General features: G+C 65.9%; 20 protein-coding genes. 11 read left to right on the top strand and 9 right to left on the bottom strand.

Annotated elements, in window-relative coordinates:
* Positions 1 to 20 precede the first annotated feature (20 nt).
* The gene (locus CAG33_RS16810; protein ID WP_085639507.1) at positions 21 to 1,232 is read left to right on the top strand and encodes a response regulator; all 1,212 of its coding nucleotides are present in this window, start codon (positions 21 to 23) and stop codon (positions 1,230 to 1,232) included.
* 57 nt (positions 1,233 to 1,289) lie between these two features.
* On the opposite strand, the gene CAG33_RS16805 is transcribed toward CAG33_RS16810, so the two are convergent.
* Positions 1,290 to 2,279, bottom strand: a complete 990-nt coding sequence (locus CAG33_RS16805) for a sensor domain-containing diguanylate cyclase (RefSeq protein WP_085582085.1) — start codon at positions 2,277 to 2,279, stop codon at positions 1,290 to 1,292.
* Positions 2,280 to 2,508: 229 nt separating this feature from the next.
* Positions 2,509 to 3,693 carry a delta-9 fatty acid desaturase DesA gene (gene desA / locus CAG33_RS16800; protein WP_085639504.1) on the bottom strand — a complete coding sequence of 395 codons (1,185 nt, stop codon included), beginning with the start codon at positions 3,691 to 3,693 and terminating at the stop codon, positions 2,509 to 2,511.
* A gap of 146 nt (positions 3,694 to 3,839) precedes the next feature.
* Here desA and dibA point away from each other — a divergent pair, with 146 nt between their 5' ends.
* The 6 genes from dibA to CAG33_RS16770 all read left to right on the top strand — a co-directional run bounded on the left by dibA (position 3,840) and on the right by CAG33_RS16770 (position 10,194).
* Positions 3,840 to 5,759, top strand: coding sequence for a phosphodiesterase DibA (dibA, locus tag CAG33_RS16795; protein WP_085582081.1), 1,920 nt, complete (start codon positions 3,840 to 3,842; stop codon positions 5,757 to 5,759).
* Between the two features lie 260 nt (positions 5,760 to 6,019).
* The gene (gene oscA / locus CAG33_RS16790) at positions 6,020 to 6,202 is read left to right on the top strand and encodes a sulfur starvation response protein OscA (RefSeq protein ID WP_085582079.1); all 183 of its coding nucleotides are present in this window, start codon (positions 6,020 to 6,022) and stop codon (positions 6,200 to 6,202) included.
* Positions 6,203 to 6,338: 136 nt separating this feature from the next.
* Positions 6,339 to 7,352, top strand: coding sequence for a sulfate ABC transporter substrate-binding protein (locus CAG33_RS16785; protein ID WP_085582077.1), 1,014 nt, complete (start codon positions 6,339 to 6,341; stop codon positions 7,350 to 7,352).
* Positions 7,353 to 7,496: 144 nt separating this feature from the next.
* Positions 7,497 to 8,315 carry a sulfate ABC transporter permease subunit CysT gene (cysT, locus tag CAG33_RS16780; protein ID WP_085582075.1) on the top strand — a complete coding sequence of 273 codons (819 nt, stop codon included), beginning with the start codon at positions 7,497 to 7,499 and terminating at the stop codon, positions 8,313 to 8,315.
* Between the two features lie 13 nt (positions 8,316 to 8,328).
* Positions 8,329 to 9,201 carry a sulfate ABC transporter permease subunit CysW gene (gene cysW / locus CAG33_RS16775; RefSeq protein WP_085631851.1) on the top strand — a complete coding sequence of 291 codons (873 nt, stop codon included), beginning with the start codon at positions 8,329 to 8,331 and terminating at the stop codon, positions 9,199 to 9,201.
* A 3-nt stretch (positions 9,202 to 9,204) separates the two neighbouring features.
* A complete protein-coding gene (locus CAG33_RS16770; RefSeq protein WP_085582071.1) occupies positions 9,205 to 10,194 on the top strand; it encodes a sulfate/molybdate ABC transporter ATP-binding protein in 990 nt (329 codons plus the stop codon).
* Between the two features lie 93 nt (positions 10,195 to 10,287).
* Here the strand turns inward: CAG33_RS16770 and CAG33_RS16765 are convergent, their stop codons facing one another.
* Positions 10,288 to 10,812, bottom strand: coding sequence for a DUF962 domain-containing protein (locus CAG33_RS16765; RefSeq protein WP_085582069.1), 525 nt, complete (start codon positions 10,810 to 10,812; stop codon positions 10,288 to 10,290).
* Positions 10,813 to 10,897: 85 nt separating this feature from the next.
* Here CAG33_RS16765 and CAG33_RS16760 point away from each other — a divergent pair, with 85 nt between their 5' ends.
* On the top strand, positions 10,898 to 11,581 hold the full coding sequence (locus CAG33_RS16760) for a Crp/Fnr family transcriptional regulator (protein WP_085631855.1): 684 nt from the start codon (positions 10,898 to 10,900) through the stop codon (positions 11,579 to 11,581).
* Positions 11,582 to 11,688: 107 nt separating this feature from the next.
* On the opposite strand, the gene CAG33_RS16755 is transcribed toward CAG33_RS16760, so the two are convergent.
* Positions 11,689 to 12,693, bottom strand: coding sequence for an AraC family transcriptional regulator (locus tag CAG33_RS16755; RefSeq protein WP_085639501.1), 1,005 nt, complete (start codon positions 12,691 to 12,693; stop codon positions 11,689 to 11,691).
* A 100-nt stretch (positions 12,694 to 12,793) separates the two neighbouring features.
* Between CAG33_RS16755 and CAG33_RS16750 the strand changes: the two genes are divergently transcribed.
* A complete protein-coding gene (locus CAG33_RS16750; protein ID WP_085639498.1) occupies positions 12,794 to 13,870 on the top strand; it encodes a fatty acid desaturase in 1,077 nt (358 codons plus the stop codon).
* Positions 13,871 to 14,062: 192 nt separating this feature from the next.
* Here CAG33_RS16750 and CAG33_RS16745 read toward each other — a convergent pair whose 3' ends face one another.
* The 3 genes from CAG33_RS16745 to CAG33_RS16735 are packed head-to-tail and all read right to left on the bottom strand — an operon-like array spanning position 14,063 to position 18,098.
* Complete coding sequence (locus CAG33_RS16745; protein WP_085639495.1) at positions 14,063 to 15,673, bottom strand: arylsulfatase; 1,611 nt, start codon at positions 15,671 to 15,673, stop codon at positions 14,063 to 14,065.
* A gap of 14 nt (positions 15,674 to 15,687) precedes the next feature.
* Positions 15,688 to 16,503 (bottom strand): ABC transporter ATP-binding protein, encoded by an 816-nt coding sequence (locus CAG33_RS16740; RefSeq protein WP_085639492.1) that lies wholly within the window; start codon positions 16,501 to 16,503, stop codon positions 15,688 to 15,690.
* Positions 16,500 to 18,098: an ABC transporter permease gene (locus tag CAG33_RS16735; protein WP_085639489.1), complete on the bottom strand. Its 1,599-nt coding sequence runs from the start codon at positions 18,096 to 18,098 to the stop codon at positions 16,500 to 16,502. The genes CAG33_RS16740 and CAG33_RS16735 overlap by 4 nt, the downstream gene beginning before the upstream one ends.
* 313 nt (positions 18,099 to 18,411) lie before the next feature.
* Between CAG33_RS16735 and CAG33_RS16730 the strand changes: the two genes are divergently transcribed.
* Positions 18,412 to 19,425, top strand: coding sequence for an ABC transporter substrate-binding protein (locus CAG33_RS16730; RefSeq protein WP_085631865.1), 1,014 nt, complete (start codon positions 18,412 to 18,414; stop codon positions 19,423 to 19,425).
* Between the two features lie 66 nt (positions 19,426 to 19,491).
* On the opposite strand, the gene CAG33_RS16725 is transcribed toward CAG33_RS16730, so the two are convergent.
* On the bottom strand, positions 19,492 to 20,412 hold the full coding sequence (locus tag CAG33_RS16725) for a LysR family transcriptional regulator (protein ID WP_085582054.1): 921 nt from the start codon (positions 20,410 to 20,412) through the stop codon (positions 19,492 to 19,494).
* 181 nt (positions 20,413 to 20,593) lie between these two features.
* On the opposite strand from CAG33_RS16725, the gene CAG33_RS16720 reads away from it, so the two are divergent.
* The gene (locus tag CAG33_RS16720) at positions 20,594 to 21,514 is read left to right on the top strand and encodes a TauD/TfdA family dioxygenase (RefSeq protein ID WP_085639486.1); all 921 of its coding nucleotides are present in this window, start codon (positions 20,594 to 20,596) and stop codon (positions 21,512 to 21,514) included.
* A gap of 50 nt (positions 21,515 to 21,564) precedes the next feature.
* Here the strand turns inward: CAG33_RS16720 and CAG33_RS16715 are convergent, their stop codons facing one another.
* Positions 21,565 to 23,181 (bottom strand): alkaline phosphatase family protein, encoded by a 1,617-nt coding sequence (locus CAG33_RS16715; RefSeq protein WP_085639483.1) that lies wholly within the window; start codon positions 23,179 to 23,181, stop codon positions 21,565 to 21,567.
* Positions 23,182 to 23,276 lie beyond the last annotated feature (95 nt).

Below are 23,276 nucleotides of genomic sequence, written 5' to 3'. Positions count from 1 at the left end.
CATTGCAAGGGAGGGCGAGCATGACTGCCGTCGATTTACCCGCTGTACCGAGAGTCCTGATCGCCGAGGCCGACCCCTGGTCGCGCGATCTGCTCAAGCAGGTGTTGCTGAACGTGCGCTGCGACGCGCGGCTGGACCTGTGCGCCGATGGCCAGCAGGCGATGTCGCTGCTGGGCGAAGTGCCCTACGACCTGGCCATCGTCGATTGGGAGCTGCCCGGCGTCGACGGCCTGAACGTGCTGCGCAGCGTCCGCCAGCGCAAGCGCAACCCACCGCTGCCGTTCATCCTGATGAGCACCCGCAACGACAGCGCCAGCGTGCGCGAGGCCCTGCCGCTGGCGCCGACCGCCTATCTGACCAAGCCGCTGAACATGGAGAGCCTGACCGAGCGCCTGCAAGGCCTGCTGCTCAGCGCCGGGGAAGAAGTGTTCTGCGAAGTGCCGGCGCTGGCGCCGGGCATGACCCTGTCGGTGTTCTTGGAGCGGCGCCGCGAGCAGACCGACGGCGCGCCGCTGATGACCGATGTGCAGGTGGCGATCAAGCGCAGCCTCAATCCCGACGGGTTGGACCTGAAGCTGCTGGAGGAAGAGATCCGCACCGATCCGCAGATCACCGCCGTGCTGATCGCCGCCGCCAACAGTGCTGCCCAGCACCATGGCGCACCGGTGCAGACCCTCGCCCAGGCGCTGCACCGCTTGGGCACCGGGCAGAGCACCAACCTGATCCTGGGCCTGGCGCTCAAGCGCAGCGCCAAGCTCAGCGACCCGTACCTGGCCGATTACGCCGAACGCTATTGGGGCCTGTCGCTGCACACCGCCGAATATGCCCGGACACTGGCGCGGTTGCTCGACCTGGATCAGGAGCGCTGCTATTGCGCGGGGCTGCTGCACCGCCTCGGCGATCTGGCGCTGCTGCGCTGCCTGCAGGAGTGGAAGCAGGCCGGCGGTGCGCTGGACGAGACGGAAGAAGTGGGCGACGCGCTGGTGGCGTTCGGCGCGGCCTACGGTTCGGCGCTGCGTACCCGTTGGCGCTTGCCGCTGGAGCTGCGCGAGCTGATCGCGTCGGTCTACCAGCTCGGCGGCGGAGTGTATTCCCGAGAGGCGCTGGTGATGAACATGGCGGCGCAGATGGCTCGGCTGACCGAGCAGGAAGGCGTCGAGGAACTGGCGAAGAGCCGTACGGCGCGATTGCTCAAGATCGGCCTGCCGGAACTGACGCGGATGCGCAAATAGCCGGGTCTGGAGCAAAGTTCCTGCCGGCGGGCCGGCTCCCACAGGGCCGGAGGCGGCTCAGCCGCAGACGATCCGGTTCTTGCCCAGCCTTTTGGCCTTGTACATGGCCGCGTCCGCCCGGGCGAACAGGCTGTCGAGGCTTTCGTCGTCGACGGTCAGGCAGGTCAGGCCCTGGCTGACGGTGATGCCGTAGGCGTGTTCGCCATGCTGGAAACTCAAACGCTGGATCTCCCGCTGCAGGCGTTCGGCCACTTGCAGGGCAAAGTCCTGCGCGCATCCCGGGAATACGGCGGCGAACTCCTCGCCGCCGATGCGCCCGAACAGATCCCCGCTGCGCAGCGAGTCGCGTCCGCACTCGGCGATCCGTTGCAGGACGCTGTCGCCCTCCGGGTGGCCGTAGGTGTCGTTGATCAGTTTGAAGTCATCGATGTCCAGCAGCAGGAACGCCAGCGGCGAGCCTTGCAGGCGGGCCTGCTCGAACTCGCGGTGGGCGCATTCGAAGAAGTGGCGGCGGTTGCTGCTGCAGGTCAGCGCGTCGGTGGTGGCCAGGCGTTGCAGCTCGGTTTCCATCTGCTTCTTTTCGGTGATGTCTTCGGCGATGCCGACGATGATCACCGGCCGGCCCGGTTCTTCCTGGCGGTTGATGAAGCATTTGTCGCTGAGCCAGCGCACCTGGCCGTCGGCGGCGATGATCCGGTATTCGCGGTCCTCCACCGCGCCTTTGCGCAGCACGTCGGCGAGGCTGCGTTCGGCGTAGTCCAGGTCGTCGGGGTAGATGCTGTCGCGCCACTGGTTGTAGTCCGCCAGCAGCAGCCCGGCGGAGCGGCCGAAGATCCGCTCGTAGGCGGGGCTGACGTAGAGCACCTGACGGGTTTCCCAGTCGAAGGCCCACAACACGGCATTGACGCTGACCAGCAGCGAGCTGAACAGTTGCTCCCGTTCGCTCAGGCGGGCGACTTCGCCCTGGGCGTGCATCAGCGCCATCAGCGTTTGCGCGGCTTCGGGCCACTGGGAAGGGGATGAGCCGTTTTCATTGTTATTGACCATCGACGCGAATCTCAAAGGGTGTGCCGCCGGTTCGCAGCGGCCACAGCTGAGCCTGCCGGGGTGGCGAAGTGTCTTTGAGATGGGGGATGCGGGGCTAAGTTCCGCGCTGTTGCGGTGAGGGAGGGAGGCTCCCGCCGGGCGGTCGTGGCGAGGGGGATTCAGGGGACACCGCGTTGCCGGTCTTGCAGCGGCAAGCCCTCCTGTGAGCGAGGGCTTGCCCGGTTACCGGTCAGGCGGCTGAAGGGCGCAGCGAATAGGTTTTCAGCTGGTCGGCGAAGTCGCGCAGGGACTGGATGCCGCTGGCCTCGGCCTCATGCACCCAGTCCTTGATGGCAGCGAGCATGTCGTGGCCGTTTGTGCTGGTCTTGATCCAGATCTGCTGCAGGGCCAGGCGCTTCTCGTAGATTACCGCCAGCGCGTGGCTGTGCTCGAGCATGTTCTGGATGCGCACGTGGTGGCGGTCTTCCAGCAGGCTGGTTTCCCGGGACAGCAGGCGCTTGGCCCGGTGGAACTGGTGGCGCACCGAATGGTCGACCCGGGCCAGTTCCTGCTTGACCAGGGGAGCGATCACCAGCTTGCGGTACTGGGCCATGATCTGGAAGCGGTTGTTGAGGATCGCCATGGCGGTGTCCATGTCCAGGCTGCCCTTGCCCTTGACGCGGTGGGCGATCGGCGCGACCCGCTGCACCTTGGCCAGGCGCAGGAAGCAGAAGACCTTGATCCAGGCCCAGCCCAGGTCGAACTCCCACTTCTTCACCGACAGCTTGGCCGAATTGGGGTAGGTGTGATGGTTGTTGTGCAGTTCTTCGCCGCCGATCAGGATGCCCCATGGCACCAGGTTGGTCGCGGCGTCGCGGCATTCGAAGTTGCGGTAGCCCACGGCATGGCCGAGCCCGTTGACCACGCCGGCGGCCCAGACCGGGATCCACATCATCTGGATGGCCCAGATGGTGATGCCGATGGTGCCGAACAGCAGCAGGTCGATGACGGCCATGATCGCCACGCCCAGCAGCTTATGGCGGCTGTACAGGTTGCGTTCGATCCAGTCCTCGGGGCAGTTCTTGCCGTAGATGCGCAGGGTCTCGGGGTTGCGGGCCTCTTCGCGGTACAGTTCGGCGCCCTTGCGCAGCACCGTGGACAGGCCCTTGATCACCGGGCTGTGCGGGTCGTCCTCGGTTTCGCATTTGGCGTGGTGCTTGCGGTGGATCGCGGTCCACTCGCGGGTGTTCTGCGCGGTGGTCAGCCACAGCCAGAACCGGAAGAAGTGCTTGAGGCCGGCATTCAGCTCGAGGGAGCGATGGGCCGAGTAGCGGTGCAGATAGACCGTGACGCTGACGATCGTCACGTGGGTCATCAACAGGGTGACGGCCACCAGCGACCAGGCCGACAAGCCGAGAAAACCTTCGTACCACATAGCCTTTGGGCCCCTCTGTAGAGAAAAAACAGCCGCTGCATTATCACCAAGCACACAGATAAAACCAGTCGCCCTTTCAGATAAGAGTTGGCTGGATGTTTCTTGACCTATAATCCCAACTTTTTTGTAGGGACATGGACGGCCGAATGTCTGCCTCTTATCGCGATGCCTTGCGTGCAGCGCTGCTTTACCTGGTTCTGGCGGTGGTCTGGCTGCAGGGGACTGGCTACTTATTGAACAGTTTCTTCGATGATTCAGTGGCCTTGCTGCACTGGCAACTGATCAACGGTTACGTGTTCGTGGCACTCAGCGCCGGGCTGATCTTTCTCGCGCGGGCGCGGTTGTTCGAATGCCTCGGCATCGGCGCCCGGCTGCGCGAGCGTCAGGCCGACCGCGAGCGCCTGCGCCAGGCCGCCGCCGTGTTCGACTGCACTCGCGAGGGGGTGCTGGTGACGGATCGGCAGGGGCTGATCGTGCACGTCAACCGCGCCTTCATGGAAATCACCGGTTACCGGTGCGAGGAAGTGCTGGGCCGGCAGCCGAGCCTGTTCAAGTCCGGCCACCATCCGCCGGGCTTCTACCAGGCGATGTTCGCCACGCTGCAGACGAGCGGCGAGTGGAGCGGCGAGATCTGGAACCGGCGCAAGAGCGGTGAGATCTACCCGCAATGGCAGACGATCCGCGTCATCCGCGACGATCAGGGCCGGCTCAGCCATTACGTGGCGGTGTTTTCCGACATCAGCGCGATCAAGGACTCGGAACACGAACTCAAGCACCTGGCCCACCACGACCCGCTGACCGACCTGCCCAACCGCCTGCTGTTCAGCGACCGCGCCGAGCAGGCGCTGGCGTCGGCCCAGACCCACAAGCGCGGATGCGCGCTGCTGATGGTCGACCTGGATCATTTCAAGCTGATCAACGACAGCCTCAGCCACAGCGTCGGCGACCGCCTGCTCAAGGCCGTCGCCGCACGGCTGCAGGATCTGTTCGGGGCGGGCATCACCCTGGCCCGGCTCGGCGGCGACGAGTTCGCGGTGCTGGCCGAAAGCTGCCCGCAGCCTGCGCAGGCGGCGGTGCTGGCCCAGCGCATCCTGGACGGCCTCAAGGAGCCGTTCTGCCTGGAGGGCCACGAGCTGTTCATCAACGCCAGCATCGGCATCAGCCTGTTCCCCAGCGATGCCCTGAGCGCCGAGCAACTGCTGCGCAACGCCGATGCGGCGCTGTTCAAGGCCAAGAGCAGCGGCCGCAACGGCTATGCGCTGTACACCGAAGAGCTGACCGCCCACGCCCAGCAGCGGGTCGAGATCGCCTTCGAACTGCGCCGCGCGCTCGAGCAGCAGGAGCTGCGGGTCTATTACCAGCCGGTGCACGACCTGCACAGCGGCCGCCTGGTGGGGGTCGAGGCGCTGGTGCGTTGGCAGCACCCGCAGCGGGGGCTGGTGTCACCGGCGGAGTTCATCCCCATCGCCGAACGCACCGGCCTGATCGCCGACATCGACGCCTGGGTGATGCGCCAGGCCTGCCGGCAGATGTGCCAGTGGCAACAGGCGGGGGTGGCGCTGTCGTTCGTCGCGGTCAACGTGTCGTCCCGGTTGTTCGCCCGCCGCGAGCTGTACCGGCAGGTCGCGCAGGTGCTGCACGAGACCGGGCTGGATCCGGCCTGCCTTGAGCTGGAAGTCACCGAAAGCGCGGTAATGGACGATCCGGAGGTGGCGCTGGAGCAGATGCATCGCCTGCGCGAGCTGGGCATCCGCCTGGCCATCGACGACTTCGGCACCGGCTACTCGTCGCTGCTGCGGCTCAAGCGCCTGCCGGTGCAGAAGCTCAAGATCGACCAGGGGTTCGTCGCCGGCCTGCCGTGGGACGAAGATGACGGGGCGATCGTGCGGGTGATCATCGCACTGGCCCGGAGCATGGGCATGCAGGTGCACGCCGAAGGCATCGAACAGCCCGAGCAGGCGGCGTTCCTGCTGGAGCAGGCGTGCGACCTGGGGCAAGGCTACTGGTTCGGGCGGCCGGTGCCGGCGCAGGACATCGATTGGTCCAGGGTTCCGGTCATCGGCTGACGGCCTCGCTGCGGATACTCCCGTGGCGAGGGCGCTAGCTCCCGCCCGGGGTTCGGGTCTGCGGTGCAGACCAGAGGGAGCAATGGCCCTCTCCACAGGGGGCTTGGCCGCAAGCCCTTGTCCCGTCAGCTAATGTTTTCAAGTTATATAAACATTCTTAAATAGTCTTTTTAAGAATATCCAGCCCTCTCTTATATTGCTCCCACGCCGGACGCAGCGCGAGCCGCTGCCAGGCACATCCCATACAAAGGAGCAGCACCATGAGCGCATCCCTGCGTAGCGTTGACGGTCAGGACGAAAGCACCATCCTTCGCGAAATCCAGAGCGCCTTGCGCGACCTGCGTTTCGGCGCGGTGGAGATCACTGTGCACAACGCCCAAGTGGTTCAGATCGAACGCAAAGAGAAATTCCGTCTGCAGCAGCCGGGCAACAAGACCGGCTGAACCGCGATCCCGGTCTGCGCCAGCGCCTGCGGGGGATTGATGCCGGCGTCGGCGCAGACGGCGGTCTTGAACAGGCAAACCGCTTTTCGCAATCCATAAGAAAAAGCCACCACCCAGAATTCCAGGAGCTTTCCCCATGTCGTCGATTCGCCGTTACGCTTTGGCCGCCCTGGCCAGCGCTGTGTTTGCCGGTTCTGCGGTCGCCAAGGACTACGAGCTGCTCAACGTGTCGTATGACCCGACCCGTGAGCTGTATCAGGATTACAACGCCGAGTTCGTGAAGTTCTGGCAGGAGAAACATGCCGGCGACACGGTGAAGATCCAGCAGTCCCACGGCGGTTCGGGCAAGCAGGGCCGGGCGGTGATCGACGGCCTGCGCGCTGACGTGGTGACCCTGGCGCTGGCCGGCGACATCGACGAAATCGCCAAGCTGGGCAAGACCCTGCCGGCGGACTGGCAGAAGCGCCTGCCGGAGGCCAGCACGCCGTACACCTCGACCATCGTGTTCCTGGTGCGCAAGGGCAACCCCAAGGGCATCAAGGACTGGGGCGACCTGATCAAGAACGACGTGTCGGTCATCACCCCCAACCCGAAGACCTCCGGCGGCGCACGCTGGAACTTCCTCGCCGCCTGGGCCTATGGCCTGAAGGCCAACGGCGGTGACGAAGCCAAGGCCAAGGCCTACGTGCAGACCCTGTTCAAGCATGTGCCGGTGCTGGATACCGGTGCCCGTGGCTCGACCATCACCTTCGTCAACAACGGTCAGGGCGACGTGCTGCTGGCCTGGGAGAACGAAGCGTTCCTGGCGCTCAAGGAAGACGGCGGCGCCGACAAGTTCGACATCGTCGTGCCGTCGCTGTCGATCCTCGCCGAACCACCGGTGGCGGTGGTCGACAAGAACGCCGAGAAGAAGGGCAACGAGCAGATCGCCGAGGCGTACCTCAAGCACCTGTACAGCCCGGCAGGCCAGGAGATCGCGGCGAAGAACTTCTACCGTCCGCGTGACAAGGACGTGGCGGCCAAGTACGCCCAGCAGTTCCCGAAACTGGAACTGGTGACCATCGACAAGGACTTCGGCGGGTGGAAAACCGCGCAGCCGAAATTCTTCAACGACGGCGGCGTGTTCGACCAGATCTATCAGGCGCAGTAATCTGATTTGGCAGCCTGAAAAACTGTAGGAGCGAGCCTGCTCGCGAAGAGGGAGTATCAGTCAACATTCATGTCGCCTGATACTCCACTTTCGCGAGCAGGCTCGCTCCCACATTGTTAGATGTGTTTTTGACCAAGGACTTTTATGTCGCGTCGTATCTCCCCCGTCATACCCGGCTTCGGGCTGACGCTGGGCTACACCTTGGTGTACCTCAGTCTGATTGTGCTCATCCCGCTGGCGGCGATGTTCGTCCACGCCGCCCAACTCACCTGGGATCAGTTCTGGACGATCATCTCCGCCCCCCGCGTGCTGGCCGCCCTGAAGCTGAGCTTCGGCACGGCGTTGTGCGCCGCGGTCATCAACGGCGTCATCGGCACGCTGCTGGCCTGGGTGCTGGTGCGCTACAGCTTCCCCGGCCGCAAGGTGATCGACGCGATGATCGACCTGCCGTTCGCCCTGCCGACGGCGGTGGCGGGCATCGCGCTGACGGCGCTGTACACCCCCACCGGCCTGGTCGGGCAGTTCGCCGCGGACCTGGGCTTCAAGATCGCCTACACCCCCCTGGGCATCACCCTGGCGCTGACCTTCGTGACCCTGCCGTTCGTGGTGCGCACGGTGCAGCCGGTGCTGGCGGACATCCCCCGTGAGGTCGAAGAGGCCGCCGCGTGCCTGGGCGCCAAGCCCTTGCAGGTGTTCCGTCACGTGCTGCTGCCGGCGCTGCTGCCGGCCTGGCTGACCGGTTTCGCCCTGGCGTTCGCCCGGGGCGTGGGCGAGTACGGTTCGGTGATCTTCATCGCCGGCAACATGCCGATGAAGACCGAGATCCTGCCGCTGCTGATCATGGTCAAGCTCGACCAGTACGACTACACCGGCGCCACGTCCATCGGCGTGCTGATGCTGGTGGTTTCCTTTGTCCTGTTGCTGCTGATCAACCTGTTGCAGCGGCGCATCGAAACCCCATAAGGAGGCGCGAACCATGTCCCAACCGTCCATTGCGGCCGCGTCCTCGGCCAACGCCGCCCGTCGCGGCAACGCGGCAGCGCGCCGGATCCTGATCGGCCTCGGCTGGCTGATCTTTGCGCTGTTCCTGTTGCTGCCGCTGTTCATCGTGGTGTCCCAGGGCCTGAAGAACGGCATCGGTGAGTTCTTCACCGCGATCCTGGAGCCGGACGCCTTGTCGGCGCTGAAGCTCACGGTGATCGCCGTGCTGATTTCGGTGCCGCTGAACCTGGTGTTCGGCGTCAGTGCCGCCTGGTGCGTGAGCAAGTACTCGTTCCGCGGCAAGAGCATCCTGGTGACCCTGATCGACCTGCCGTTCTCGGTGTCGCCGGTGATCGCCGGCCTGGTCTACGTGCTGATGTTCGGCGCCCAGGGCCTGTTCGGGCCGTGGCTGCAGGACCACGACATCCAGATCGTGTTCGCCCTGCCGGGCATCGTGCTGGCGACGATCTTCGTCACCGTGCCGTTCGTGGCCCGCGAACTGATTCCGCTGATGCAGGAGCAAGGCACCCAGGAGGAAGAGGCCGCGCGCCTGCTCGGCGCCAACGGCTGGCAGATGTTCTGGCACGTCACCGTGCCCAACATCAAATGGGGCCTGATCTACGGCGTGGTGCTGTGCACCGCCCGGGCCATGGGCGAGTTCGGCGCGGTGTCGGTGGTGTCCGGGCACATCCGCGGGGTCACCAACACCCTGCCGCTGCACGTGGAGATCCTCTACAACGAATACAACCACGTGGCCGCGTTCGCCGTGGCGAGCCTGTTGCTGATCCTGGCGCTCTTCATCCTGCTGCTCAAGCAGTGGAGCGAAAACCGTATCAACCGCCTGCGCACCAGCGCCGCGGAGGAATAATTCATGTCGATCGAAGTGCGTAACGTCAGCAAGAACTTCAACGCGTTCAAGGCGCTGGACAACATCAGCCTGGATATCCACAGCGGCGAGCTGGTCGCCTTGCTCGGCCCGTCCGGCTGCGGCAAGACCACGCTGCTGCGCATCATCGCCGGCCTGGAGACCCCGGACCAGGGCAACATCGTGTTCCACGGCGAGGACGTTTCCGGCCACGACGTGCGCGACCGCAACGTCGGTTTCGTGTTCCAGCACTACGCCCTGTTCCGCCACATGACCGTGTTCGACAACGTCGCCTTCGGCCTGCGCATGAAGCCGAAGAACCAGCGCCCGAACGAAAGCCAGATCGCGGCCAAGGTCCATGAACTGCTGAACATGGTGCAGCTGGACTGGCTGTCGGACCGGTATCCGGAGCAGCTCTCCGGCGGCCAGCGCCAGCGGATCGCCCTGGCCCGCGCCCTGGCGGTGGAGCCCAAGGTGCTGCTGCTCGACGAGCCGTTCGGCGCCCTCGACGCCAAGGTGCGCAAGGAGCTGCGCCGCTGGCTGGCGCGCCTGCACGAGGACATCAACCTGACCTCGGTGTTCGTGACCCACGACCAGGAGGAGGCGATGGAAGTCGCCGACCGCATCGTGGTGATGAACAAGGGCGTGATCGAGCAGATCGGCTCGCCGGGCGACGTCTACGAGAACCCGGCCAGCGATTTCGTCTATCACTTCCTCGGCGACTCGAACCGCTTGCACCTGGGCGGCGACGACCACGTGCTGTTCCGTCCCCACGAAGTGTCGCTGTCGCGCCATGAGCTGGAGGATCACCACGCCGCCCAAGTGCGCGACATCCGCCCGCTGGGCGCCACCACCCGGGTGACGCTGAAGGTCGAAGGCCAGAGCGACCTGATCGAGGCCGAAGTGGTGAAGGACCACGACAGCCTGGTCGGCCTGGCCAAGGGCGAGACGCTGTTCTTCAAGCCGAAGGTCTGGCAGAAGGTCGCCAGTCTCTAAAGGCGAAAGCATCGCCAGCAGGCTGGCTCCCACAGTGAACCGGTGTGAACACGCAGTGTGTGAGCGATCGGAATCCCTGCGGGAGCCAGCCTGCTAGATGGCCGCGCGGTTCGGATTGACCCGCACCCCGCCCACCCGCGCCTCGATCTGCTCCTTCAGCCCCTGGCGCAGGCCGAGCATGAACGCCAGCTCCACCGTCACGAACAGCGGCCCGACGATCAGCCCGGTCAGGTCATCGACGAACGCCGGTTTGCGCCCTTCGTAATGGTGGCCGACAAACTGGATCGCCCAGCCGATCACGAACATCGCCAGCCCGCTGCCCAGCCACACCAGGGTGCTCTGTTGGGCCAGCGCATGCCCGGCCCAGACCGACAGTGCCATCAGCCCGGTCATCAGCAGGCCGAGACGGAGTTCCAGGCGCAGGTAGAACCAGGCCGACGCCAACGCCACCAACACCGCCGGAGAGATCCACAGGGCGCCGACCGGCCATTCGGGCCGCGACAGCAGCACCGCCACCGCCACCACGATCAGCGGGATGCCGACGAAGTGGCTGGCGATGTTGCGCGGGTCGCGGTGGTACGCGGCGTATTGACTCAAATGATCGACGAGGTTTTTCATTGTTGTTCCTCCTGTAGGGTGACCGGATCATGCCTGGGGCACGGCACCCGTTCTGTCAGGCAGGCGACAATCTTTGGGAGCGTTCATGGAAAAGGTCTGGCGCGAGCGTCTGATGACCGGGCAGTGGTTCAGCCATCTGCCGGCGTCCTTTCAGGATAGCCTGCTGGCGGCGGCCCGGGAGCGGCGGATGGCGGCGGGGCAGCGGTTGTTCAGGCGCGGCGATCCGCCGTGCGGGCTGTACGCGGTGCTCGATGGCGCGGTGCGCATCGGTGCGGTCAGCGAGCACGGCAAGGAAGCGCTGCTGAGCCTGGTGGAGGCGCCCCACTGGTTCGGCGAGATCTGCCTGTTCGACGGCCAGCCGCGCACCCACGACGCCTACGCGGCCGGGCCTTGCACGCTGCTGAACATCCCGCAGGCGACCCTGCTCAAGCTGCTCGACGAGCATCCGCTGCACTGGCGTCATCTGGCGTTGCTGATGAGCCAGAAACTGCGCCTGACCTTTATCAACCTCGAACAGCTGAGCCTGCTCCCGGCCCCGGCGCGCCTAGCCCACCGTCTGCTGATGATCGCCGAGGGCTACGGCGAGCTCGACCCGCCCCGCCGCGTGCTGCAACTGCCGCAGGAGCAACTGGCGTCGATGCTGTCGCTGTCGCGCCAGACCACCAACCAGATCCTCAAGGACCTGCAGGGGCAGGGGATCATCGGCTTGGGCTACGGCGAAATCGAGATTCTCGATGCCGAGCGGCTGAGGGCCCTGGCCACGATCTGACAAGTGCGTGGGATCACCTGTGGGAGCGATGGCGTGAGGTCTGTCACCGGCGATGTCGGATCAACGACCGCCATCGCGAGCCGGCTCGCTCCCGCCGTGTGCAGGCGTCAGCGCAACTGATCGCGGAACTGCCCCGGCGTCATCCCCGTCCAGCGCTTGAACGCGCGGCTGAAGCTGCTGGTGTCGGCGAAGCCCAGCAGGTAGCTGATTTCGCTCAGCGAGCAGTGCGGATCGCGCAGGTGCAGCAGCGCGAGGTTCTCGCGGCTTTCGTTGAGCAGCGTGTCGAACCGGCAGCCTTCGTCCGCCAGGTGCCGCTGCAGGCTGCGCAGGCTCAGGTGCAGGGCCTGGGCGATGCGTTCGGCGCCGGGTTCGCCTTCGGGCAGTTGTTCTTCGATGGCGTCGCGCACCTTGCGCTCCCAGGTCAGCGGCTTGAGCTGGGCGAGGGTGCGGTTGAGCACCGCCTCGTTGTGCTCGGCCAGTTCCGGGTTGGCGTCGTCCAGGTGGCTGTCGAAGTCGGCGAGGGCGAACTCCAGCCGGTCTTCTTCGGCGGCGAAATGCACCGGGGCGCGGAACACCTTGTGCCACGGGTGGGCGTCGGTCGGTTCCGGGCGGCGCAGGTACACCGCCAGCGGCGCGTAATCGCGGCCCAGGCGGTTGCGGCAGGTGCGCACGTAGATCGCGGCGAAGGCGTCGATGGCTTCGAACGCCGGGGCCGGGTTGCCGGCCGGTACGTTCAGGCGGAAGCGGTAGCGGTCCTCGTCGCGGGTGAGCTCCAGCTCCAGGGCATCGCTGACCACTGGGTGATAGCGCACGATCCGCTCGAACACTTCCCGCAGGCTGCCGCTGGCCACCAGCGCATAGCCCAGGGCATGGAACGTCGTGGGGCTGACGAAGCGCGACACCCGCAGGCCGATGGCCGGGTCGCCGCTGACCTGCACGGCGATCTCCCACAGGCGCGTGGTGCCGGACAGCGGGTAGCGGGCGTTCGGGTCGTCCATCAACTGCGGATCGAGCCCCGCCTGCCGGCACAGCTCGGTGCTGTCGAGCCCCAGCGCGTCGAGTTGCTTGCGCAGGGCACGGGTCCAACTGGCGAGGGAGGTCGGTTCCTTCATGTCGATTGGCGCTTCCGGTCAACAGGTTGGCGTTCTCGGCTACCGCATCCGGCCCCGCCCCAAGGCAGGATGCGGACATCGATAACCAGAGGATGGAAGCATGTACCGTACTTCTGCAAGTCCCCAGCGACACAATGACACCCAGCGCGCGGCGCACATTCGCCAGGTGGTGCTGGCCAGAGGCGCCGAACTGCGCGAGCGCTACCCCGTTCTGAACCGTCAGGACGCCCTCGGCGCCGGGATCCTGGCCTTCGCGCTGGTGGGGATGACCGCGTCGGCGGCGCTGTACATCACCGGCCACCTGGCCTGGTGGGCGTGCCTGCTGCTCAACGGCTTCTTCGCATCGCTGACCCACGAGCTGGAGCACGACCTGATCCACAGCATGTACTTCCGCAAGCGGCGGGTGCCGCACAACCTGATGATGGCGCTGGTCTGGCTGGCGCGGCCGAGCACCATCAACCCGTGGATCCGCCGCCACCTGCACCTCAACCACCACAAGGTGTCCGGCACCGAAACCGACATGGAAGAGCGGGCGATCACCAACGGCGAACCGTGGGGCCCGGCCCGGCTGCTGATGGTGGGCGACAACGTGATGTCGGCGTTCATCCGCATGCTGCGGGCCAAGACCTGGGCGCACAAGGTCAGCATCCTCAAGCGCTCGCTGAAGGTCTACGCGCCGCTGGCGCTGCTGCATTGGGGCGCGTGGTACGTGTTCCTCGGCTTCCACGGAGCCAACGGCGTCGCCTGGCTGCTGGGCTCGACCATCGACTGGTCGGCGACCACGCTGTCGGTGATGCAGGTGATCGACATCGCCGCCGTGGTGATCATTGGCCCGAACGTGCTGCGCACGTTCTGCCTGCATTTCATCAGCTCGAACATGCATTACTACGGCGATGTGGAGCCGGGCAACGTGATCCAGCAGTGCCAGGTGCTGAACCCTTGGTGGCTGTGGCCGCTGCAGGCGTTCTGCTTCAACTTCGGCAGCACCCACGGGATCCATCATTTCGTGGTCAAGGAGCCGTTCTACATCCGTCAGATGACCGCACCGGTGGCGCACAAGGTGATGCGCGAGATGGGGGTGCGGTTCAACGACTTCGGCACGTTCGGGCGGGCGAACCGGTTTGTGCGCAAAGAAGGCGCGGTGGTGCGGGAGGAGGCGGGTACGGCCAGGGCCTGAGGGGAGAACTCACTGGCGCCATCGCCAGCAGGCTGGCTCCCACAGGTACTGCGCAGATACACAGCAACGCAGATCACTCCGGAGCCCTGTGGGAGCTTGGCGGCAAGCGATGGGGCCGGTACGGCCAGCGCTTCCGGCATCTGACCCTCCGCCATCGCCAGCAGTGTGAGAGCGGGCGTGCTCCAGGCGCCCTCAATCCGGCTGGAACGGCGACTCGCTCAGGATCACTCCGGTCTCTTCCACGTAGCGCTGCCAATGGCCGATCAATGCCTCAAGTTTCTCCGGCCGGTCCTGCGCCAGGTCGTGGATCTCCCCCGGATCCGCCGCCAGGTCATAGAGCTGCCAGGTCGCCGGCCCCACCGGGCCCGGGATGTAGACCGCTTTCCAGTGCCCCTGGCGGATCGCCCGGCGCCCGAACAGCTCCCAGCCGGTGACGGTGTGTTCGTCATGCACCTGCGCCGTCTCGCCGGACAGGAAGCCCAGCCACGATTTGCCCCGCAGCGGCGCCACCGGTTTGCCGCGCCACTGCTTGCCGGGATGGCGCACGCCGGCCAGGTCGAGGATGGTCGGGGCGATGTCCATGACCGTGCCGAAGCCGTGGCTGATCTGCCCGCCGACCGGCAGCGGCGGGTAATGCAGCAGCGCCGGTACGCGGATCCCGCCTTCGGTGGTGAAGGCCTTGAACAGCCGCGACGGCGCCGTGGCCACCTGGGCCCAGCTCGGCCCGTACCAGACGTAGGAGTTGGCGCGGCCGATGTTGTCCAGGCTGTTGTCGTAGTGCCGGTCGAGGAAGGTCAGCAGCTGCGGGCCGAATTTCGGGAAGGCCTCCAGCAGCGCGCCTTCGGCGCCGTTGTCGGACATGAACAGGATGAACGTGTTGTCGAGCTGCCCCTGCTGGCGCAGGTAGTCGACGACCCGGCCGATGTTCCAGTCCATGCGCTCGACCATCGCCGCGTAGACCTCCATGGCCCGGGCGGAGATCTGCCGTTGCCGGTCGCTCATGGCGTCCCACTGCGCGTTCAGCTGGATCAGCGGATGCGGCTCGACGTCCGTCTCGATCAACCCCAGCGCCTTGAGTTTCTCTAGCCTTTCGAGGCGCAGGGCCTCGGGGCCGGCGTCGTAGCGGCCGCGGTATTTTTCGACGATATCGGCCGGCGCCTGCAACGGCCAGTGCGGCGCGGAAAACGGCAGGTAGGCGAAGAACGGTCGGGTCTGGTCACGTTCCTTCAGGTAGTGCAGCAGCTTGTCGCCGAACGCATCGGAGGAATAGAAGTCCTTGGGCAACGCGTCGAGGACGGTGTCGTCCTCGATGTACAGCGCCGGGGTGGACTTGAGCAGGCGCGGCGTGTCGTCCTGGTACGGCGGCTCGAAACCGTAGTGGTTGGCCGCGCCCGGCAGCAGCGAGAACGAACGCTCGAAACCCCGGGCGTGGGGGGCCAGGTCGGCGGTCAGGCCCAGGTGCCACTTGCCGCTCATCAGGGTTTGGTAGCCCGCTTCGCGCAGCAGCTCCGGCAGCGCCACCACGCGGTCGTTGAGGTGGCCCTCGTAGCCGGGCTTGCCGATCAGGTCTGGCGTCAGCGCCTCGGCCATGGTGCCGATCCCGGCGATGTGGTGGTCGGTGCCGGTGAGCAGCATCGAACGGGTCGGCGAGCAGGTCGGCGCGGTGTGGAAATCGGTCAGGCGCAGGCCGTTCTCGGCCAGGGCATCGAGGTTCGGCGTGGCGATCTCGCCGCCGAAGGCGCCGATGTCGGAGAAGCCGAGGTCATCGGCCAGGATCACCAGGAAATTGGGGCGTTGCGGCATCGTCAGACTCCTGTTCAGTAGGCAATGAAAGACAGCGGCAGATCGCGGATCTGCACCGCCGGGGCAGGCAGGTAGTGACCGTCGCCGGTCAGTTCGTGCAGCAGTTCCTCGCGCAGTTGGTGGAAGTCGAAGCCGCTGCGCTGGCGGGGACGGGGCAGGGCGATGTCCACCACTTGCTTGATCCGTCCCGGCCGCGGCTCCATCACCACCACCCGGTCGGCCAGGAAGATCGCTTCCTCGACATCGTGGGTGACCAGGATGGTGGTGATCTTCGCCCGGTCGCGGATGGCCAGCAGTTCGTCCTGCATCTGCTGGCGGGTCAGCGCGTCGAGGGCGCCGAAGGGTTCGTCGAGCAGCAGGATCCGCGGGCTCGCCACCAGCCCGCGGGCGATGGCCACGCGCTGCGCCATGCCGCCGGAGAGCTGGTGCGGGTAGGCGCGGGCGAAGTCGCGCAGGCCCACCAGTTCGATGAAACTGTCGATGCGCCGCTGCTTCTCGGCGGCGCCGAGGGGCTCGTTGACCAGGCCCAGGCCGATGTTGTCGGCCACCGTCAGCCACGGGAACAGGCGGTGCTCCTGGAACACGATGCCGCGTTCGCTGCCGACGCCGGTGACGGCCTTGCCGTCCACGGTGATCTGCCCGCGGAACGCGGTGTCCAGGCCCACCAGCAAGCGCAGCAGGGTGGATTTGCCGCAGCCGCTGGAGCCGACGATGGCGACGAACTCGCCCTCGGCGATGTCGAGGTTGAATTCGCGGATCGCCTCCAGTTCGAAGCCGTCGACGTCAAAGGATTTGCCGACATGGGTGAAGCTGACAATCGGTGCGTTCATGCGTGTCTCCAGCGGGTGGCGCGGATTTCCAGGCGTTGGCCGATGAGGTTGAGGAGGGCGCCGGTGAGGCCGACCAGCAGCATTCCGGCCATGATCAGGTCCATGCGCAGCAGTTGCTGGGCGCCGATCATCTGGCTGCCGATGCCGCCGTTGGACGGCATGAAATATTCGGCGCCGATGGTGCCGAGCCAGGCGTAGATCAGGCTCAGGCGCAGGCCGGCGAAGATGCCCGGGGCCGCGCCCGGCAGCACCAGCCGGCGCAGGCGCTGGCCGAGGTTCAGGCGCAGCGCCTGCGCCGCCTCGTTGAGCTGCGGCGACAGGTTGGCGACGCTGCGTTGGGTGGCGACGAACAGCGGGAAGAACGCGGCGAGGGCCACGAACACCCACTTGGCCAGTTCGCCCAGGCCGAACCACGCGGTGAGCAGCGGCACCCAGGCGAAAATCGCGATCTGCCGCAGGGCAGCGAGGGTCGGGCCGACCAAGCGTTCGGCGCTGCGCGACAGACCCAGCAGCAAGCCCAGCGCCAGGCCGAGCCCGCCGCCGATCAGCAGGCCGCCCAGGGTGCGGCCCAGGCTCAGGGCCATGCCGCCGATCAGCGTGCCGTCGCGCAGGCCGTTACGGGTGGCCTCCAGCACGGTCAACGGGCTGACCAGGAGGTTGGCGTCGATCCACTGCCCGTCGCTCGCCGCCTGCCACAGCGCCAGCAGGCCCAGCGGCAGCAGCCACGGCTGCACGCGCTGCCAGCCCCGGTAGCGCGGGCCCCGGCGGATTTCGGCGGTGGCCGGGTGCGGCCAGTGCACCAGCCGGCTGTCGAGCAGGCCGACGCCGCAGTCCATCGCCACGCCGAACAGGCCGATGACCACGATGCAGACGAACACGATGTCGAGCATGAACAGCTGCCGCGCCCAGACCATCAGGTAGCCGATGCCTTCGCTGGAGGCCAGCAGCTCCACCGCCAGCAGCGACGTCCAACCGGCCGCCAGGGCCAGGCGTACGCCGGCCATGAACGCCGGCAGCGCAGCGGGCAGGATCAGGCGGCGGATCAGCAAGTGCGGCGGCAGGCGCAGCACGGTGGCGGCTTCGCGCAGCTTCGGTTGCGCATCGCGCACGCCGACCAGGGTGTGCAGGGTCACCGGCACCACGATGGCCTTGACCAGCACCACCAGCTTGAGCGTTTCGCCGATGCCGAAGACCACCATGAACAGCGGGATCCACGCCAGCGTCGGCACCTGGGCGAGCCCGGCGAACGTCGGGAATATCAACCGTTCGAGCGGCCGGCTGAAACCCAGTGCCGCGCCCAGCGCCGCGCCTATTGAAACGCCGGCCAGCAGGCCCCAGAGCAACCGCTGCAGGCTGATCCACAAATGGCTCCACAATTCACCCCGGGACAGTTCGAGCGCACTGCTCCAGACCAGCGACGGTGCCGGCAGGATCTGCTCGCTCATCCATTGGCTGCGCGCCGCCAGCCACCAGAGGGCGAACAGGCTGAGCGGCAGCAGCCAGGGCAGCAGGCGTTGGCTCAGCGTCGGCCAGAGCCGCCGGGGTTTGAGCGACGGCGCCGGCAGCGGCAGGCTGAGCAGGGAATCTCGGGCCATGGTTGACCTCCGTTGTCGGGTTGCATGGCAGACCGCTGCGTGTGTGGAAGCGGTGTATGCAAAATCGATCTATAAAAAGTTGATTCAATGCTATTGGGAGATAAGCCAGACCATTTAAGGCCTCCAGCCCTGACGCATCCAATGCATTCGGAGAATATTTTCGATGCTGTTTTTGCATACGGGCCCGGGAGTCCCGACGGCGCCTGCTTAGCTTAAAAAGCTATAAAAATGTGCATTTATAGTATTTATGTGCAGAAGCCCGTTGCGCCTACTTTCGGCTCCTCAATGCCCGCCGCAATCAGGAGCCGCGCCCATGAACCTTCCCTTCAAACGTGTCACCCGTCTGTTTGCCGCCTCTGCGCTGGCGGGGTTGTTCGCCTTCACCGCCCACGCCGATGAACTCAAGGAAATCCGCATCGCCGTGCCCGACCTCAGCGCCGGCACCCAGCACAGCGGCGGCGGCATCGTCGACGTGCTGCGCGATCAGCAGGTCTTCGAGAAGGCTTTCGCCGAGCAGGGGATCAAGATTCAGTGGAGCTTCTTCAAGGGGGCGGGTCCTGTGATCAACGAGGCGTTCGCCAACGGCCAGGTGGATCTGGCCTACCTGGGCGACCTGGCGGCGATCATCGGCAAGTCCAACGGTCTCGACACCCGCCTGCTCAGCGCGACCGCCCGTGGCGTGAAGCAGTACCTGGGCGTGGTGCCGGGGTCGGGGATCAAGACGCTGCAGGACCTTAAAGGCAAGCGCGTGGCGATCTTCCGCGGTACCGCGACGCAGCTTTCGTTCGATGCGGCGCTGGCCAGCCAGGGCCTGAGCGAGAAGGACGTGAAGGTCATCAACCTCGACTTCAACGCGGCGGTGGCCGCCCTGGCGGCCAAACAGATCGATGCGTCCTGGGGCAGCTCCGGGCTGACCGCGCTTCAAGCGAAGGGGTTGGCCGAACTGCCGCTCAACACCAAGGACCTGGGCGGCGCCGGCAGCGTGCAGGCGGTGCTGGTGGGCACCGGCAAATTCGTCGATGCCCATCCCGACGTTGTGGCCAAGCTGCTCAAGGCCCAGCAGCAGGCGGTGGACTGGCTGACCCAGGACAGCAACAAGGACGCCTATGTGCAGTTGGTGTCGGGGTTGGCCAGCTATCCGCCGGTGATCCTGACCCAGGACCTGAAGGATCAGAGACTGAGCGAAGTGTTCCCCTCGACGCTGGATCCGGTGTTCCTCGGCAAGCTGCAGGACGCGGTGGATCTGGCGGCGCAGCAGAAGCTGATTCGCAAGCCGTTCAAGGTCAATGACTGGGTGGCGCCGGGGCTGGCGGCTGCCGGGCTCTGAACCGGTGGCGGCAGGGCTGCCCTCATCGCCAGCAGGCTGGCTCCCACAGGGACGTGGATGACAGCCCTAGACCGCGACGCCGAGGGCCTGCCTGTCCAGCGTCACCAGCGTCTCGATCATCGCCCGCGCCGCCGGCGACAGGCGGAAGCCGGTGCGGCTGACGATCCCGCACCGGGCGTTCATGCTTTCCAGGTTCTGCGGCAGGTTGCGCCAGTGCAGCAGTGCCAGCGAGCCCTGGGCGATGTCCTGTTCGAACGCCTCTTCGGTGCCCACGCCGATGGCGTTGGACTGCAGTACCACCTTGACCAGCGCCGGGAAATGCTCGGTCTCGATGGTCGGTGAAAAGTCGACCCGGCCGCTGAGGTTCGCCAGCAGTTTGCGGATGCCCGGCGGGATCAGCGTGGTCGCCAGCGGGTAGTCGAACATGTCGTTGGTCGACAGGCTTTCCTTGGCCAGCAGCGGATGCCCCGGCCGGCAGAAGAATACCCCGCGCTTGGGCGTCAGCGCCTGGGTCTGGAAGTTGGGGTCGGCCTCGAAATGGCGGATGTCGGCGATGAAGAATTCGATCTCCTCGCGGCTCAGGGCGCGGCTGAGCTTTTCCCAGTTGTCCACCTGAAAGCAGGTGCGCACCTTGGGGTGCGAATTGACGAACTGCGCCACCGCATCCGGCACCAGTTTCACCGCCGGCGCAGGGCCGCAGCCGAAGCGCAGTTCGCCGGCGTCGAGCTTGGTCATCTGCGTCACTTCGGCGCTGAGCAGCGCCGCGCCCTGCACCAGGGTGAGGGCGTGCTGCAACACCACTTGGCCTTCCGGGGTGGGGCGCAGATCCTTGTTGCCGCGGTCCACCAGCACGCAGCCGAACTCCTGCTCCAGCCCTTGGATGCTGCGGCTGAACGCCGGTTGGGTGATCCCCATCGCGTCCGCCGCGCGGACGAAGCTGCGGTGTTCGTTGAGGGCGATGAAATAGCGCAATTGGCGAAGATCCATATGCTTTTCCGGCATCCTAAAAATAGCGCGAAGGCATTTGCGACGAGGGTTGATCGAGGTTTTAAATGCAAGCTCTTATTCCGTCAACGAAGCACGTGAATATCTATTAGATGTAAATGGAATATAGATAGAGCGTTGCTTCGCTGCCGGCCAACCGCAAGCAGATGATGAGGGTCGATCCATGAGCAATGCCGCACTCGCTGTAAAACCCGCTGTCCAGGCGCTGGACATCCATCCGGTGGCCGGCCGCATCGGCGCCGAGATCCGTGGCGTGCAACTGTCCGGTGAGCTGGACGCCGCCACCGTCGAAGCCATCCAGCAGGCGCTGGTGCAATACAAGGTGGTGTTCTTCCGCGAGCAGACCCAGCTCGACGACCAGCGCCAGGAGGCGTTCGCCCACTTGCTCGGCGAACCGGTGGCGCATCCCACCGTGCCGTCCCGCGAGGGCACCCGCTACCTGCTGGAGCTGGACGGCGCCGAGGGCCAGCGCGCCAACTCGTGGCACACCGACGTGACCTTCGTCGAGGCCTACCCCAAGGCCTCCATCCTGCGTTCGGTGGTGGCGCCGGCCTTCGGCGGCGACACCCTGTGGGCCAACACCGCCACCGCCTACAGCGAACTGCCGGCGGAGCTGCGGGAGCTGGCGGACAAACTGGTGGCCGTGCACAGCAACGAGTACGACTACGCGGCGGTGAAGCCGCACGTGTCGGCGGAGAAGCTGGAGCGCTACCGCAAGATCTTCACCTCGACCGTGTACGAGACCGAACACCCGGTAGTGCGGGTGCACCCGGTCAGCGGCGAGAAGAGCTTGCTGCTGGGGCATTTCGTCAAACGCATCAAGGGCTATTCCCAGGCCGATTCGGCGCACCTGTTCGGGTTGCTGCAGAGCCATGTGATCCGCCAGGAGAACACCGTGCGCTGGCGCTGGAAGGCCGGCGACGTGGCGATCTGGGACAACCGTTCGACCCAGCATTACGCGATCGACGACTACGGCATCCAGGACCGGGTGGTGCGCCGCGTGACGCTCAAGGGCGAAGTGCCGGTGGGGGCTTCCGGGCAGCGCAGCCGGACCGTCAAAGGGGCTGAAAGCGTCGGTGCCTGACCCGACCCTTGGCAGGCAAGTCGATGGGGCGGCCAACGAAGTGGCCGCCTTCACCACACGCCGATCTGCACGGCTTTCTCAGTGCCGGGCTCGCCGTAGCGGAACCGTTGCCCGCGCTCATCGATTTCCCGGTGACTGATGGTGGTGCGCCGCTTCAGCCCGCGCAGCCACTCGAACAGATACCCCGCATGTTCCTCCCGCACCGCCGCGTACGCCGGCTCCTCCCCTAGGTCGCGCAGTTCCTGCGGGTCGTTCGACAGGTCGAAAAGCTGCGGCCGGAAGCCGTCGTAGGCCAGGTATTTCCAGCGTTCGCTGCGCACCATGGTCATGCGGCAGCGGTCGATGGGCCGGCCCAGCCGCTCCCGCGCCGGGGCCTGGAAGGCGTAGTCGTATTCGCTGATCGCGTAACGGCGCCACGCGGGACGCTCGCCGTGCAGCAGGGGAATCAACGAGCGCCCTTCCAGCCGGTGCTCGGCACCCGGCAGGCCCAATGCCTCCAGGAACGTCGGCAGCGCGTCGATGGTTTCCGTCAGTCGTTCGTCCACCGAACCCCGGGTGATGTCCGCCGCCGCGCGCGGGTCGCGCACGATCAGCGGCACGCCCACCGCCTGCTCCAGCAGGAACTCCTTTTCCCCCAGATAGTGGTCGCCGAGAAAGTCGCCGTGATCGCTGGTGAACACTATCAGCGTGTCCTCCCAGTGCCCGTTGCTTTGCAGGAAATCGAACAATCGGCCGAGGTGGTCATCGATCTGCTTGACCAGGCCCATGTACGCAGGAATGACGTTCTGCCGTACTTCATCCCGGGAGAAGTTCAGGCTTTCTTCGTGTTGGCGGAAGGCGTTGTAAACCGGGTGGTTGCTGGCGTTTTCGGGGGCGGCGCGCACCGGTTCGAGAATCGATTTCGTACTGTACAAGGCGTGGTACGGCGATGGTACGATATAAGGCCAATGAGGCTTTATGAAGGATAGGTGCAAACACCAGGATTGCCCGTTTTGTTCGTTGATGAAGTCGATGGCGCGATCGGTGGTGAAAGCGGTCTCCGAATGCCGTTCGGGGATGCGGGCCGGCAAGTGCGCATGGCGCATGTGCCAGCCGCTGAGGATTGCGCCGCTCTCGCCTTCGGCGGCGTTGGCCCAGTCGTGCCAGGGGTTGCGGCCGCCGAAGCCGTGGCTGCGCAGGTAATGGGTGTAGGGGGCGGATTCGCGCTTGTCGTCGAACAGCGGGTCGTCGGGGTAGATGCCGTCATGCCGCAGGTAAGGCTCGAAGCCGACTTCGTTGAGCGCCCGGGCATGGTCGCCGTCGGGATCGAGCGCCAGCCGCTGCAGGCCGTCCAGGTTCGGCGTCGCGTGGGTCTTGCCCACCAGCGCGGTGCGGATGCCGTGGGGGCGCAGGTAGTCGCCGAGGGTCAGTTCATCCAGCGGCAGCGGCACTGCGTTCCAGGCCACCTGGTGGCTGCTGACGTAGCGCCCGGTGTAGGCCGACATCCGCGACGGGCCGCAGATCGTGCCTTGGGTGTAGGCACGGCTGAAGCGCACGCCGGTGGCGGCGAGGCGGTCGATGTTCGGGGTGTGCAGGTGCGGATGGCCGTAGCAGGACAGGTAATCGCGGCGCAGTTGGTCGCACATGATGTACAGCACGTTGCGCACGGGTTTTGGCGGGTTGGGCATGGGGCTCACCGGTCAGAGGGACAGGCGGCTTTTTTCGCTGCGGTCGGGGCCGTTCGGCAAGTGCATTCGGGGAATGCCTGTCATGCAGGGATTGC

The sequence above is a fragment of the Pseudomonas sp. B3(2017) genome (assembly GCF_002113595.1).
Lineage (GTDB): Bacteria > Pseudomonadota > Gammaproteobacteria > Pseudomonadales > Pseudomonadaceae > Aquipseudomonas > Aquipseudomonas ekonensis.
This window is presented reverse-complemented; position numbering and strand designations above follow the sequence as displayed.